General features: G+C 36.9%; 13 protein-coding genes and 1 pseudogene. 6 read left to right on the forward strand and 8 right to left on the reverse strand.

Translation table 11 applies throughout. From position 1 onward, the window contains the following. The first annotated feature begins 82 nt into the window (after positions 1-82). Positions 83-598 carry a chryseobasin maturation helper ChrI gene (gene chrI / locus MTQ00_RS03730; RefSeq protein WP_273647794.1) on the forward strand — a complete coding sequence of 172 codons (516 nt, stop codon included), beginning with the start codon at positions 83-85 and terminating at the stop codon, positions 596-598. A 211-nt stretch (positions 599-809) separates the two neighbouring features. Here chrI and rpe read toward each other — a convergent pair whose 3' ends face one another. Continuing rightward, positions 810-1460 (reverse strand): ribulose-phosphate 3-epimerase, encoded by a 651-nt coding sequence (gene rpe, locus MTQ00_RS03735; protein ID WP_172283359.1) that lies wholly within the window; start codon positions 1458-1460, stop codon positions 810-812. Between the two features lie 107 nt (positions 1461-1567). Next, a complete protein-coding gene (gene chrP, locus MTQ00_RS03740; protein ID WP_172283357.1) occupies positions 1568-2644 on the reverse strand; it encodes a chryseobasin maturation metalloprotease ChrP in 1077 nt (358 codons plus the stop codon). Between the two features lie 71 nt (positions 2645-2715). Here chrP and MTQ00_RS03745 point away from each other — a divergent pair, with 71 nt between their 5' ends. Then, positions 2716-3399 carry a DUF4294 domain-containing protein gene (locus MTQ00_RS03745; RefSeq protein WP_442868041.1) on the forward strand — a complete coding sequence of 228 codons (684 nt, stop codon included), beginning with the start codon at positions 2716-2718 and terminating at the stop codon, positions 3397-3399. A 13-nt stretch (positions 3400-3412) separates the two neighbouring features. On the opposite strand, the gene MTQ00_RS03750 is transcribed toward MTQ00_RS03745, so the two are convergent. Together MTQ00_RS03750 and mnmD are read right to left on the reverse strand one after the other, a co-directional pair. Beyond that, positions 3413-3829 carry an NUDIX domain-containing protein gene (locus tag MTQ00_RS03750; RefSeq protein ID WP_172283353.1) on the reverse strand — a complete coding sequence of 139 codons (417 nt, stop codon included), beginning with the start codon at positions 3827-3829 and terminating at the stop codon, positions 3413-3415. Positions 3830-4000: 171 nt separating this feature from the next. Further along, positions 4001-4677: pseudogene (mnmD, locus tag MTQ00_RS03755) on the reverse strand (tRNA (5-methylaminomethyl-2-thiouridine)(34)-methyltransferase MnmD). 85 nt (positions 4678-4762) lie between these two features. Between mnmD and MTQ00_RS03760 the strand changes: the two are divergent. The 4 genes from MTQ00_RS03760 (at position 4763) to MTQ00_RS03775 (ending at position 8904) form a co-directional block, all read left to right on the forward strand. Continuing rightward, positions 4763-5836, forward strand: a complete 1074-nt coding sequence (locus tag MTQ00_RS03760) for a branched-chain amino acid aminotransferase (RefSeq protein WP_172283349.1) — start codon at positions 4763-4765, stop codon at positions 5834-5836. A 90-nt stretch (positions 5837-5926) separates the two neighbouring features. Beyond that, complete coding sequence (locus MTQ00_RS03765) at positions 5927-6436, forward strand: hypothetical protein (RefSeq protein ID WP_172283347.1); 510 nt, start codon at positions 5927-5929, stop codon at positions 6434-6436. Between the two features lie 78 nt (positions 6437-6514). Continuing rightward, positions 6515-7552, forward strand: coding sequence for a peptidylprolyl isomerase (locus MTQ00_RS03770; RefSeq protein ID WP_172283516.1), 1038 nt, complete (start codon positions 6515-6517; stop codon positions 7550-7552). Between the two features lie 188 nt (positions 7553-7740). Next, positions 7741-8904 carry a retropepsin-like aspartic protease gene (locus MTQ00_RS03775; RefSeq protein ID WP_273647795.1) on the forward strand — a complete coding sequence of 388 codons (1164 nt, stop codon included), beginning with the start codon at positions 7741-7743 and terminating at the stop codon, positions 8902-8904. Positions 8905-9032: 128 nt separating this feature from the next. Here MTQ00_RS03775 and MTQ00_RS03780 read toward each other — a convergent pair whose 3' ends face one another. The 4 genes from MTQ00_RS03780 to MTQ00_RS03795 form a co-directional block, all read right to left on the reverse strand. Then, entirely contained in the window at positions 9033-10397 is a 1365-nt protein-coding gene (locus MTQ00_RS03780; protein WP_172283343.1) for a M28 family peptidase, read from the reverse strand. 2 nt (positions 10398-10399) lie between these two features. Further along, a complete protein-coding gene (locus MTQ00_RS03785) occupies positions 10400-11758 on the reverse strand; it encodes a M20/M25/M40 family metallo-hydrolase (RefSeq protein ID WP_273647796.1) in 1359 nt (452 codons plus the stop codon). A gap of 1 nt (position 11759) precedes the next feature. Then, on the reverse strand, positions 11760-12791 hold the full coding sequence (locus MTQ00_RS03790; protein ID WP_273647797.1) for a M28 family peptidase: 1032 nt from the start codon (positions 12789-12791) through the stop codon (positions 11760-11762). A 430-nt stretch (positions 12792-13221) separates the two neighbouring features. Continuing rightward, positions 13222-14466 (reverse strand): DUF1015 domain-containing protein, encoded by a 1245-nt coding sequence (locus MTQ00_RS03795; RefSeq protein ID WP_273647798.1) that lies wholly within the window; start codon positions 14464-14466, stop codon positions 13222-13224. Between the last annotated feature and the right edge of the window lie 2 nt (positions 14467-14468).

Genomic DNA, 14468 nt, shown 5'->3' on the forward strand with positions numbered 1-14468 from the left:
TCTTTAATTTCCTAGTTGGAGCGCATATTCATTTTGTGAGTGATTGTATTCAGAATAAAGCTAATTTTATAAAATAAACAAAATGATAATCACCAAAACAAAAGACATGAAAATGACAACACTTATTCTGATCATTACTGGAACACTTACAGCCCTTATTGCAGGATTATTTTATGCTTATTCCTGCTCGGTTGTACTGGGATTAGGGAAACTATCCGACATGGAGTACCTGAAAGCAATGCAGTCTATAAACCGTGAAATTCTCAATCCTGTCTTCTTCCTGAGTTTTATGGGAACGGCAGCGATGCTTCCTATTTGTACTTATATATTCAGAGGGCAGCATCCGGCTTTTCTTTTGCTTTTATTGGCTACAATAATTTATCTGGTTGGCGTTTTCGGGGTTACCGTGGTAGGTAATGTACCTATGAATGATCAATTGGATCAGTTTAATATCGGAGATGCTACTGCCGAAGCATTAAAAAAAGTGCGTGAAGCTTTTGAAAACAGATGGAACCTTCTCAATAACATCAGGTCAATATGTTCTACCATCAGTATTGTTCTGGTTATTTGTGCCTGTATATGGGCTAAAACGGAATAATGTTCAGTATTAGTACTTAATGCAAATTCCGTATTTTTACGGATGCACGGTATTGTGTTTTATTAGCATCTTTACACAAGCATAGAACAACGAAAATCTAAGCTAAAGTCTGAATGACTGAAACTAATAACCATCGTAAGCTCAGATTTTCAACGAATTAAGGCAGCCTGAAGGGCTGCCTTTTTATATAGGTTCAATAATGAGACGTTACTTAAATTTTTAACAGCTCAATTGTTCTCTCAGGATTTTCAGAAGAGAAAACAGCATTTCCTGCCACCAGAACATCTGCGCCTGCTTCGAATAATTTCGATGCATTATCCAGGTTAACACCACCATCCACTTCAATAAGAGCAGTGGAATTATTGGTTAAGATCAGGTCTTTGGTCTCAGCAATCTTCTTATAGGTGTTCTCAATAAATTTTTGTCCCCCAAATCCTGGGTTTACACTCATCAACAATACCAGATCTACATCTGCTATGATATCTTCCAGCATTAGAACCGGAGTGGAAGGATTCAGTACAACTCCTGCCTTAGCGCCTCTGCTCTGAATAAGGTGGATCGTTCTGTGCAGGTGCGTGCAAGCTTCATAATGTACAGAAATCAAATCTGCTCCGTGGTCAATAAATTCCTCAACATATTTTTCCGGTTCAACGATCATTAAATGAACATCAACAAATTTTTTGGCATGCTTCTGAACCGTTTTCATTACAGGAAAACCAAATGAAATGTTCGGTACAAATCTCCCATCCATCACGTCAATATGGAACCAGTCTGCCTGAGAATTGTTCAACATTTCAATATCTCTTTGCAGATTCCCGAAGTCTGCTGATAAAAGGGAAGGAGCAATTAGCTTAGTTTTCATTTTTACTTTTATATTAGATTTATTAAAGATATCAGATGCCAGACACCAGATATCAGACCTGTTTTTTTTAAAGTCTGACATCTGACATCTTTTATCTGATGTCTTTATTAATGGTATTTCAATTTCATTTCCGGCTGGATCTTTAAAATAGTTTCATAGATCAGGGAGATCACGTTTCCTACATCTTCTTTTGAAACCATTTCTACTGTTGTGTGCATATACCGCAAAGGTAATGAAATCAATGCACTGGGAACACCACCATTAGAATGGGCAAATGCATCAGTATCCGTTCCTGTAGATCTGCTGGCTGCAGCTCTTTGGAATGGGATTTTCTTTGTTTTTGCAGTATCTATAATCAGTTCCCTGATGGTATGATGCACACTTGGAGCAAAGAAAATCACCGGCCCGTTACCACACTTCTGATCACCTTCTTTTTTCTTCTCGATCATAGGAGTGGTTGTATCATGTGTTACATCTGTCACGATGGCGATGTTAGGCTTTATAGTATCGGCAATCATATCTGCACCGTACAAGCCTACTTCTTCCTGAACAGAATTTGTAATGTACAGCCCGAAAGGAATTGTTTTTTTATTTTCTTTTAATAATCTGGCTACTTCTGCAATCATAAATCCACCGATTCTGTTATCTAAAGCCCTGCACACGAAATAGCGATTATTCATTTCGAAGAATTCGTCAGGATAAGTAATCATACATCCTACATAGATACCCATTTCTTCAACTTCTTTTTTAGAAGTTGCTCCACAATCGATGAAGATATTTTCAATTTTAGGAGTAGGCTCATTTTGATTATTGCTGCGGGTGTGAATTGCAGGCCATCCGAACACACCCTTTACAATCCCGTTTTCTCCATGGATATGAACTACTTTTGAAGGAGCTATCGTTTGGTCGGAACCTCCGTTTCTTATTACATAAATTAATCCGTCGTCCGTAATATAATTCACATACCACGAGATCTCATCAGCATGCGCTTCAATGACTACCTTGAATTCAGCTTCAGGATTGATAATTCCATAGCAGGTTCCATAGTGATCAACTTCAATTTTGTCTACATAAGGTCTGATATAATCCATCCAGACTTCCTGTCCTTTGTGCTCGTAACCCGTCGGAGATGATGTATTTAGGTATTTTTCTAAAAATTTTAAAGATTTCTTTTCAAATTTCATAAAAAGGAATGATTTTTGCGTTCAATATTAGCTCTAATACGCGTAAAAATAATGAATTTTAGCAAGATTTTTTGTCTTTTTCTTTTCTTTTTGGGATTGGTGTTTTTGGACAAACGGATTCTATTATTGCTAAACCCCTGAGCCAATACCCTCCGGAGGAGTTAAAAGTAGATGAATTTGGAAATAAATATTACTATGATGAAAGACAGAAAGCCAAATTCTATGAAATAAATGGAGAGACAGTTGTTGTGATGGATGAACTTGTCCTTCTCAACAAACCTAAATTCAATAACCAGCTGGACAGGAATTATTATTATTTTCTAAATAAAAAACTATACAGGGTATATCCTTTATTTGTAGCAGCTTTACAACAGTACAGGGATATTCAGAAAGAAATGACCAATCTCGACAGTAAGGCAAAAAGAAAATATGTAAGGGACCGTCAGAATATCCTGGCTGATCAGTACGAAAAGCAGTTACGCGATCTTACAACAACAGAAGGTCAGGTTTTTGCCAAGCTTATGAACAGGGCGACAGGAAAGAATGTTTATGAGATTATTAAAGAACTAAGGGGAGGGTGGAGTGCTTTCTGGTGGAATGTTAAAGGTAAAATGGCCAGTATCGATCTTAAAGATCAATATGACCCTCATAGAAACAGAACAGATGAATTCATAGAATCACTATTACAATCCAACTGGAATTCTGGCTATCTTCAGCCATATCCGGGAGCCGGTGATTTTAAAATAAAAAAATAATACCTGTAAGTAATTACAGGTATTTTTCTTTCAGTTTATCAAATACTATTTGATCAATGGGTAAAGGAAATGGATTGTCCGGTCTGTTGATATCAATCCATTCCGTTTTTTCTATACAAGGATCCAGAATAAGGAAATCTTCTTCGTTGATAATATTAACTATATAATATATGGTAAGGAGTTGTTCATTTTCTCTGAAACGGGATACTAAAAAATCTTCTTGTGTATAGAAGTGTTCCACGATATCTATTTTTACATTGAGCTCTTCATCAAACTCCCGGTGGAGACATTCCAGTAATCCTTCTCCGTACTCCAAACCTCCTCCCGGAAATTTTACAAGCTGGTCTCCGGCATATTCTTCAAATAAGGTAAGTACTTTTTTTTCCTTTATCGCACAGGCATATACTCTGACGTTGATCTTATCTATCATATATATATTTTGTATAGCTAAATTAAGGAAATTTGTGAAAAAAAGAAGTGAATTGAAAGTTGAAAGCTGAAAAATGAAAGGTGCGTCATAAGATCTCAGATGTTGTAAATCCTGAACCTCTGACCCGCAATTCTTATATTACAAAACCTCAGACTTTCGATTTTCTATTGATCACCCTCTCTTTATGGCATTCAGCATTTCCCTTTTCCCTGGCGGACCTTGTTTCTTCTCTACAGTAAAATTAAGTTCCTGAAGGATTCTTCGGACACTTCCTTTGGAAGAGTAGGTTGTTAATAATCCGTTCACATTCATTTTGTCTGAAACCATCTCAAATAATGGTTTTTCCCATAGATCAGGTTGTACGCGCGCACCAAAACAATCGTAGTATACAAGGTTTATTTTAGGTAAATCAATATTTTTAATTCAAAAAAATCACATTTTATTTTTTTTAAATTAAAATTTTTAACTATTTCCACTGATTTTTCCCATTCTGCAGCATGAATTTTATGATAAATTTCTTTGAATTCAATGTTATCAAAAAGTTCAAAATAGGCCAAATCTTTAATTTCCGATTCATTTATGGGATATTTTTCCAGAGAAAAATAGTTGATGACATGATTTTTATCAGTTTTTAAATATTCATTAATTGTAACCAAAACATTCAAACCTGTCCCGAAACCGAGTTCTAAAATATTAATTTCGCAATCATTTATCAAAATTAGTCCATTTTTGATAAACACGTGTTCGGCTTCTTGTAATGCTCCGTGATGAGAATGGTAGTTTTCATTTAATTCATTGATAAACAGTGTTTTGCTTCCGTCGTTTGTGGTCTTTATCTCTCGTTTCACCCTATTTTTTTGTCAAATTTAGTCTAAAATTTTTATATTTAGAAAATTATGTTAAATTTGTAGAACATCATAAAAAATTTTAGAAATGATAATTCAAAAAACTGAGAATTCCAGACTTTCATCATTCGACCCAAATAATTTTTCTTTTGGGAATACTTTCATAGACCATATGGTAATATGTGAGTATGAGAATGGAAAGTGGGGGGACGTAAAATTGGTGCCTTATGGGCCTTTAGCCTTTACACCTGCAATGATGGGGGTAAATTACGGACAAGCTTGTTTCGAAGGAATGAAAGCTTATAAAGATCAGGAGGGACAGGTTTTCCTATTCAGGCCTGAAAAGAATTTTGAACGTATCAATAAATCGGCTAAGCGTCTTGCAATGCCTGAGGTAACGGAAGAAATGTTTTTAGATGGTCTGAAAGCATTGGTAGATATCGATAGAAACTGGATCCCTCAGGGAGAAGGAATGTCTTTGTACATTAGACCTTTGATTTTTGCTACTGAAGAAGCTTTAAAAGCAAGAGTAGCAGAAAAATATATGTTTGCAATTGTTGCAACACCTGCAAAAAGTTATTATACTGAACCTGTTTCAGTAAAAATTTCCGATCATTATTCAAGAGCTGCTAACGGAGGTGTAGGATCTGCAAAAGCTGCAGGAAATTATGCTGCATCATTTTATCCTACTCAGTTGGCAATAGAAGAAGGATATGATCAGATCATCTGGACGGATGATGCTACTCACGAATATTTTGAGGAAAGCGGAACAATGAACGTTTTCGTAAGAATCAACGATACTGTATTTACTCCTCCTACTTCAGAAAAGATCCTGGACGGAGTTACAAGAGACAGTTTCATTCAATTGGCTAAAAAAAGAGGAATTGAAGTGAAAGTGGAGCCAATACCTGTAAAAGCTGTAATTGAAGCGCAGAAGAATGGTACATTGAAAGAAGTTTGGGGGGTTGGAACTGCTGTTGTTACAACTATTTTCCAGGCATTAGGATACCAGGGTGAAAAACTGGATTTACCAAAATTATCTGATGAAGAAAGCTTTGCAGCAATCCTTAAAAATGATTTGGTAAGCATACAGACGAATCTTTCGGATGATTCGTTCGGATGGAGAGTGTTAGTAGAAAAAAATGTGTTGGAAACCGTTTAATTTCTACTTTGAAAATTATATAAAAGCCAAGATATTCTTGGCTTTTTTTGTTTATTATATCCTGTGAAATGCTTATTTTCGCAAAAGTTTATGAAAAAATTACTCTTCATATCAGTATTGGGATTGCTGAGCTGTAACAGGAATTCACAGGCTCATCCGCCATTGGGTGGGGTTTTGAGCCAGAAAGATCTGGATATTTCGAAAGCAAGGATGAAAAACCTTAACGCTTCGGAAAGAATGCATATTCAGGAGTGGATCAAAAATCAGCCGGTGAAATTTTATCCTACCCAACTCAACTATTGGGTCAATGCTGAAGGTTTTGATACAAGAGAGAGGAGACCGGATAATTCCCTGATCTCTTATTCTTATGATCTTTATGATTTTGATCAGACCAAGATCTATGATCAGCCTGTTGAAAGAAGAGATGCCAAATTCGGGCACTTTGATGAATTAAAAGCGGTAGAAAATGCTTTGCGTTTTATACATGATGGTGAGGAAGTTACGATTTTGGTTCCATCTTCTCTGGCGTATGGTACTTATGGAGACGAAAAAAAAATAGATAACGACATCCCATTAATCATAAAATTAAAAGCTCAATAAATGAAATTGTTTAACAAGAATATAATTCTGGCAGCGGCAAGTATATCGCTGATGAGTTGTACACCAATTTATAAAAAAATGAACGTAGACAAAGAAACTTACGAAGGTCTTAAAGACGGACTTTATGCTAATCTTCAAACTTCAAAAGGAAACCTTATTGTAAAGTTTGAAGACAAAAAATCGCCTGTTACTGTAGCCAACTTTGTTGGTCTTGCAGAAGGGAAAATTGATAACAAATCTAAAGCTAAAGGAGTTCCTTTTTATGATGGAACTATTTTCCATAGAGTGATCAAGGATTTCATGATCCAGGGGGGAGATCCTCAGGGAACCGGAATGGGAGATCCAGGATATAAATTCGAAGATGAGAGAAACGACCTTCGCCATACAGGAAAAGGTATTTTATCAATGGCTAACTCAGGACCTAATTCAAACGGATCTCAGTTTTTCATTACAGAAGTAGCTACTCCTTGGTTGGATGGAAAACACACAATCTTCGGAAAAGTAGTAAAAGGAGAAGAGGTAATTGATGCCATCGCTAATGTTGAAAAAGGACCTCAGGATAAACCTAAAACAGATGTTGTTTTAGAGAAGGTGAATGTTTTCAGTAAAGGGGATGAATATAAGAATTATGATCCGGCTAAAACTTTCAATGAAGGAAAAGCTAAGATTCAGGAAAACAACAAGGCTTATTTAGCAAAAGAAGAAGCTGAGAGAAAGAAAAAAGAAGAAGAATTTAAGGCTAATCAGGAGAAGATGATAGAAAACCTTAAAGCGGGAATGCAGAAAACTGAATCCGGATTATATTATAAAATTACGAAGACTACGGATGGAAAAGCTCCGAAATCAGGAGACAATGTATCTGTACACTATGCAGGTAAATTGGTAGACGGTAGTGAATTCGATTCTTCTTTTAAAAGAAATGAGCCGATCGAAATTCCAATCGGAATGGGTAGAGTAATCAAAGGATGGGATGAAGGAATCCTGTTACTGAAAGAAGGTGAAACAGCTACCTTATTGATCCCGCCTGCAATGGGTTATGGAGAAAGAGGGGCAGGAGGTGTTATTCCACCAAATGCATGGTTAGTTTTCGATGTTGAGCTTGTAAAAGTGAAATAATTCAAATACCATTATAGGAAAAGCCGGCTTTTTAGTCGGCTTTTTTTATTGGGATAAAAATACAATTAATTTAAGGATGGGAAACCAACTTTTTTAGCAAGATAAGTCCATGTAGAACTATATGAGCAGGATCGTGTTTTTATTTCGTGATCAACGGTAAAATTACTATTTTAGCTCAAAATAATTTAATGAAGCAAGTATTCTCCCTATTTTTCCTTTTTATTTTAATAATGATTTCAGCTCAGGGAAAGCGATTCTTTGAAAGTGGAGAAGTACAATTGACACAGCCTGTTGAGAGAATTAATCTGAATTTTATTAATGATTTACCACTTGTAAAGGTGAACATTAACGGGAAATTGTATAATTTTTTGTTTGATTCCGGTGCCCCTACCGTTATTTCCAATACCATTTATACTGAGCTCAATCTGCAGAAAGAGCATACCAGTAAAGTAAAGGATTCCCAGAAAAATAAGCAGGAACAGATTTTCACAAAATTACCGGAAATGACTGTTGATAATGTGGTTTTTAAAAATATAGGTGCTATTGTAATGGACCTGAATGGTTCTGAGCTTGGCTGTTTTAAAATTGATGGTATTATTGGTGCTAATCAGATGGCAAAACTTTTCTGGAAAGTGAATTATTCTGAGAATTTGCTTGAAGCGACAAAAGATCTTTCGAACTTTAAGTTCGATGATTATGAAACTGTAGTCCCCTTTGATTCACAAAATCAGAAAACACCGGTCGTGGAAACTAAAATTTTAGATAAAAACATCAGGCTTACTTTTGATACCGGATTTACAGGAAGGCTTAAGATTTTAGAAAGTGATTATGATCAAAAAAAGATAAAACAATATGTTGAAACTTATGGAATTAGTTCTGTGGGGGCCTTTGGAGCAGGAAAGCCGGTCTCAGGATTTATTTTTAAAATGCCCGCATTAGGTTTAGGAAACAGAATCTTTGATAATGAAATGGTCATGACCGGAAATTCAAGATTAATAGGAAATGATTTTTTCAAAGACTTTGCATTTATAATGGACTGGCAGAATAAAAAGATTTACATGAAGAAGATTAAAAATGATCCGCCAACACTGGAATCTTTTGGTTTTGGATACCGTTTTATTGATGCCAAGCCGGTTGTTGCATTTATATTTAAAGGAGAAAGTTCCTCTTTGGAAATTGGTGATTCAATCTTAAGTATAAATGATGTGGATCTGGATCATTTGAATAAAGAATCTGCTTGCCATTATATGATGAATCGGGTGGAGAGGGACTATAAAACTATTGGAATCAGAGTAAAAAGAGCCGGTAATATTATGGATCTGAGAGTTGATAAAAAAGAATTTCTAAAATAGGTACAAACAGTCTACCTGAAATATTTCGATAACTAATCAAATAGCCTGGTTTTTCGTTACGGTAAATAATGAAAACTTCCAATAGTACATAAAATAAAAAAACCGCCGTACGGCGGTTTTTTTATATATTACCAGTTCTTATCGATCATATAAATAAGTTGGGTCATTGTTACCGCTCCCAGCAGCAATTCTCTCCGGTTTACTTTTTCGAAAGTATCTTCATGGGTATGATGAATATCAAAATACCGCTGAGAATCCGGAACCAATTCTGCTGTAGGTACTCCCATAGCATGAAGGGGAGAAATATCAGCTCCGGAGTATTTTCCTTCAAAATTATAAACTCCATAAGGGAGGAATAATGGAGCCCAGCCTTTGATCTGATTTCTTTTTGCATCATCCATCTCCAGAGCAACTCCTCTTGGACTGAAACCTCCAGCATCGGATTCTATAGCAAAAAGGTGCTTTTCATTGGTGTCTTTAGCGGTTTTTCCATATTGTAAGCCACCTTTTAATCCGTTTTCTTCGTTGGCGAAACATACTACACGGATTGTATGGTTGTTTTGAATACCTAATTTTTTAAATGTTCTCAAAACTTCTATACTCTGTACAATTCCGGCTCCGTCATCATGAGCGCCTTCGCCCACATCCCAGGAATCCAAATGTCCACCGACAACAATTACGCTTTTATCTTTTTTACCTGTTATTTCCCCGATAACAGAGTGGGAGAGCTTTTCTCCTTTCATTCCACAGTTGGAATTCAAAGTAGCCAGTACCTTTTGGGTTTTTAAAAGTTGTTCCAGTTCATCCGCTGTTGTATTTCCGATTGCAACAGCCGGTACTTTGTCTACATTATCTTCGTATCGCATAGCACCCGTGTGAGGAATATCGTCAAAAGCTGATGAAAGAGAACGGATAATGGCAAATCTGCCCCCTTTCTTAGCCGTTAAAGCTGCGGCAGTTACTCTATACTTAGCAGCATCCCCATAACCTCTGAAAGTTTCTATAAACGATTGGCTGAAAGGGTAATTAAAAAACACGATCTTGTCTTTTACTTTCTCAGCAGGAAGACGATCGTATTCTTCCATGGATTTTACCATAATGACTTCTCCGGAAACATCTTTTCCGCCCGTACCTTCAGAATTTCCTAAAGAAAGCATTTTAAGGGTCTTCCATCGGCCACTGTTTGCTGTGATCTTTAAAGATTCTTTTCCTCGTTCCCAGACAGGAATGGTAACTTCCTGAAGCCATACCTTATCAGCTCCGGCATCACGCAGCTTCTGCGCTGCCCACTGAACTGCTTTTTCATAAGCCACCGAGCCACTTAAACGATGGCCAATGTTTTTGGTCAGGTCTCTTAGCTCTGTATATCCTTTTCCGTTGTTAAGGATCTCTTTGGATATTGTACTGAATTGTATTGAATCTTCTTTTACTTTTACCTGACCAAACAAGGTCATACTTAAAAGGAATAAAGAGGTGCTTACTATTTTTTTCATGTCTACCAGTTTTTATCAATCATATAAATAAGTTGTGTCATTACTACGGATCCCAGAAGCAGTTCCCTGCGATTTACCTTCTCAAAAGTATCTTCTTCCGTATGGTGGATGTCAAAATACCTTTGAGGATCGGGAACCAGCTCAGCTGTAGGTACTCCCATCTCATGGAGAGGGGCGATGTCGGATCCTGAATATTTTCCATCAAAATTATAAACGCCATAGGGTAAAAACAAATTAACCCAACCCTGGATCTGTTTTCTTTTAATATCATCCATTTCTAAGGATATTCCTCTTGGGCTAAATCCTCCTGCATCAGACTCTATTGCAAAAAGGTGTTTCTCATTGGTCTCTTTTGCAGTTTTTCCATATTGTTTGCCTCCTTTGGTTCCATTTTCTTCATTCGCAAAACAAACTGCTCTTATGGTATGATTATTTTGAATTCCTAATTTTTTAAATGTCCTTAAGACTTCTATACTCTGTACGATTCCGGCTCCATCATCATGAGCACCTTGGCCCACATCCCAGGAATCCAGATGGCCACCTACAACAATTACGTTTTGGTCTTTTTTACCGGTAATCTCCCCGATAACAGAGTGAGAGAGTTTTTCTCCCTTCATCCCACAGTTAGAATTGAGTGTTGCAATCACTTTCTGGGTTTTTAAAAGTTCTTCCAGTTGATCTGCAGTTGTATTTCCTATACAAACTGCGGGAATCTTTTCAATATTATCCTCATATTTCATGCCTCCGGTATGCGGAACATCGTCCAATGCAGAAGACAAAGAACGGACGATTGCAAATTTACCCCCTTTCTTTGCGGTAAGTGCGGCCGCAGAGCGTCTGTAAGCACCGGCATCCCTGTAAGCTATGAAAGTCTGTACATAATTCTGATCAAAAGGATGGTTAAAGAAAACGATCTTACCTTTTACTTTTTCAGCCGGAAGCTGCTCGTATTCTTCCAATGATTTGACCATAACGATTTCTCCGGAAACATCTTTTCCTCCTGTTCCTTCAGAGTTTCCCAAAGAAAGCATTTTGAGGCTTTGGGGCTTTCCTGAACCGGCTTTTATATATAAAGACTCTTTTCCCCTTTTCCAGACTGGAATCATAACTTCCTGCAGCCATACTTTATCTGCCCCGGCATTGCGAAGTTCTTTCGCTGCCCATTGTACCGACTTTTCGTAGGCTTCCGAACCACTTAAACGATTTCCTATATTTTGTGTTAGATCTCTGAGTTCTTCATATCCTTTTCCATTATTTAGAATTTCCGTCGAAATTTTACTGAATTGTATTGAATCTCCCTGGGCCTGAGCACATGTTGCTATGCTTAAGAGAGCTAAAGTGGTTCCTATTAATTTTTTCATATTACCAATTTTTATCAATCATAAAAATCATTTGTGTCATAGCGACAGCTCCCAGGAGAAGCTCTCTTTTGTTTACTTTATCAAAAGTATCTTCGGAAGAGTGGTGGTAGTCAAAATAACGCTGAGTATCTACGACTAATTCCGCAAGTGGGATATCCAGTTTTTTTAATGGTGAAATGTCTTGTATAGCGTAGGTTTGATCGAAATCATACACTCCATAAGGGAGAAAATAGTTTTTCCAATCAAATATCAGTCTTCTTCGCTGTGGAGCCATATCCAATGAAAACCCTCTTGGAGAGTAGCCTCCCGAATCCGTACCTAAAGCAAAAATGTGTTTTTCATCTTTCTTTTTAACATAAGCAGCGTAGCCTTCTCTTCCCTGGCCACCGTTTTCACTATTGGCGTACAGGACAACTCTTATGGTGTGGTTGTTATCAATTCCTAAAGCTTTAATTGCTCTTAATACTTCGAGGCACTGTACGACTCCTGTGCCGTCATCATGAGCTCCTTCTGCAAAATCCCATGAATCCAGCTGTGCTCCTAAAAGGATTACCTTAGAATCTTTCTTTCCCGGAATTTCTCCGATGATATTATGATTGATCGTTTCTCCTTTTGATTCTGCAGACATATTGAGCTTTGCCTTGACAGTCTGTTTTTTTAACAGCATTTCAAGCTCATTGGCTGATTTTGCACCTATGGTTACTGCAGGTATTTTTACCCTGTCATCGGGTTCATAATAGATCATTTTGGCGTGGGGAACATCATCAGATGCTGTAGTGAGAGATCGGATGATCAGGCCTTTCGCCCCTTTCTTGCCAATTACAGAAGCGGAGAGCAATTTAGATTTTGCAGAAATAAGATAGGAATCTACAGTATTAATGATCTTCTGGTCAATGGGAGAGTTCACAAAAATGATTTTATCCTTTACCTGAGCTGAAGTAAGAGCATTGAGTTCCGGAATATCATTCACAAGCAAAATATCTGCTGTAAGGTCTTTACCGCCTGTTCCTTCAGAGTTTCCGAAAGAAAGCATTCTGATATTCTTCCACTCTCCATTGTTGGTTTTTATCTGTAAAGACTCCTTTCCCCTGATCCAGACTGGTACTTTAACTTCCTGCTTCCATATATTTTCGGCACCAGCTTCTTTCAGTTTTTTTTCCGCCCATTCCGTAGCTTTTGTATAACCCTGTGTAGCACTGAAACGAGGACCTATACCTTTAGTTAATTCTCCTAAATTCTCGTAGGCAGTACCATTGATTAAGATTTCATCAGAGATCTGTTTAAATTCATCTGCGTAGTTGAATTTGGCTGTGGTTAATTTTTTCTGAGGCTTTTTTTGAGTTTTTTTTGAGAAAATAAAAATCCACTCAAAAAGAGTGGAAGTATGATAATGAATATTTTTTTCATTTTTTGATTTACCTTTTCTTTTCCGTGTATAAAAGTAGGAAAAAAAAGGAAATAATTTAAGGTTTCATGTCGTACATTAAGAGTGCTGTAACCAATTTCGGTTCAATAAATGTACATTTTGGAGGCATACTCAATTTAAGATCTGAAATTTTAATCATATCGTTAAAACTTACCGGATAAATTCCAAAACCTACTCGTCCTTCACCGTTGTCTATTTTCTCTTTTAGAATAGTGATACCTTCAAGATTGGAAGTTCCCTTTACATAGGAAATTTTATCTGAACTATCAGGATCTTCTATCTTCAATATGTTTTTAAAGATGTATTTGTCCAATAAATGGTGGTCAAGGTTATCCAATGACATTTCCTGGGAACGAAGGTCATGCTTCACGTGCAGCGAATAAAATTTACCGTCGAGATACATCGAAATATGGAATTTCTGAGAAGGGTAGTATGGGGTTTCTTCTTTTTCGTGAATCAGGAAATAATGTTCAAGCTGTTTTAAGAAATCGTCAGCAGATAAGTCATTAATATCACTTACAATTCTGTTGTAATCATGGATCTTAATGGACTGATTGGACACGATAAAGCTGAATACGAAATTATAGGCTTCTGTACCATTGTGTCTTTTATTTTTATCTTTCTGATGCTTTGCATTCAATGCTGTGGAACCAATTCTGTGGTGACCGTCGGCAATATAAAAAGAATCTATTTGCTCAATGACCTCTTTGAATTGCTGTAATTTAAGACGGTTGTCTATTCTCCAGATTTTGTGTCTGATCCCTTTAGAGTCAACGTGGTTGAAGATCGGCACGTTTTTCTCCTCATGGTTCATAAGAAGCTCCACTTTGGAATTGGCAGGGTAGGTAAGAAGTACCGGTTCTGCCTGTAAGTTTACTTTTTCAAGATAGTGTGCCAGCTTTTCCTTCTTCTGAGGGATGGTACTTTCATGTCTTTTGATTTTTCCGTTCCAAAAATCTTCAAGACTTGTTAGACCAAGTAATCCTCTGAAAACCTGTTTGTTGGGGTAGATCTGTTCATAAAGATAGTATGCAGAACTGTCCTGAACGAGTTTTTTCTCTTCCAGAAGTTCTTCAAACGTAGAACGGATCTTCCTTAGGTTCCGGTCAATATCTTTTGATTTACTTACAACATAGGGCTTTATCATATTGATGTAAGTATTTTCAACCTGAGCTTTTTCTGCAATTTCCTCTTGGGTGAAATTGTCTAATGGATGGGTAGGAAAAGTTTGCTCAAGATCTTTATGAGGTCTAATTCCGCGAAATGGTTTAAAAACAGGCATAT

It is taken from the genome of Chryseobacterium sp. B21-037 (genome assembly GCF_028570785.1).
In the GTDB taxonomy this organism is placed as follows: Bacteria; Bacteroidota; Bacteroidia; order Flavobacteriales; family Weeksellaceae; genus Chryseobacterium; species Chryseobacterium proteolyticum.

Bases quoted from the DNA above. Each gene is read 5' to 3' on its own strand.
- chrI (WP_273647794.1), top strand. From the start codon at position 83: ATGATAATCACCAAAACAAAAGACATGAAAATGACAACACTTATTCTG.
- rpe (WP_172283359.1), bottom strand. From the start codon at position 1,460: ATGAAAACTAAGCTAATTGCTCCTTCCCTTTTATCAGCAGACTTCGGG.
- chrP (WP_172283357.1), bottom strand. From the start codon at position 2,644: ATGAAATTTGAAAAGAAATCTTTAAAATTTTTAGAAAAATACCTAAAT.
- MTQ00_RS03750 (WP_172283353.1), bottom strand. From the start codon at position 3,829: ATGATAGATAAGATCAACGTCAGAGTATATGCCTGTGCGATAAAGGAA.
- MTQ00_RS03760 (WP_172283349.1), top strand. From the start codon at position 4,763: ATGATAATTCAAAAAACTGAGAATTCCAGACTTTCATCATTCGACCCA.
- MTQ00_RS03765 (WP_172283347.1), top strand. From the start codon at position 5,927: ATGAAAAAATTACTCTTCATATCAGTATTGGGATTGCTGAGCTGTAAC.
- MTQ00_RS03770 (WP_172283516.1), top strand. From the start codon at position 6,515: ATGAACGTAGACAAAGAAACTTACGAAGGTCTTAAAGACGGACTTTAT.
- MTQ00_RS03775 (WP_273647795.1), top strand. From the start codon at position 7,741: ATGAAGCAAGTATTCTCCCTATTTTTCCTTTTTATTTTAATAATGATT.
- MTQ00_RS03780 (WP_172283343.1), bottom strand. From the start codon at position 10,397: ATGAAAAAAATAGTAAGCACCTCTTTATTCCTTTTAAGTATGACCTTG.
- MTQ00_RS03785 (WP_273647796.1), bottom strand. From the start codon at position 11,758: ATGAAAAAATTAATAGGAACCACTTTAGCTCTCTTAAGCATAGCAACA.
- MTQ00_RS03790 (WP_273647797.1), bottom strand. From the start codon at position 12,791: ATGCTTTCTTTCGGAAACTCTGAAGGAACAGGCGGTAAAGACCTTACA.
- MTQ00_RS03795 (WP_273647798.1), bottom strand. From the start codon at position 14,466: ATGCCTGTTTTTAAACCATTTCGCGGAATTAGACCTCATAAAGATCTT.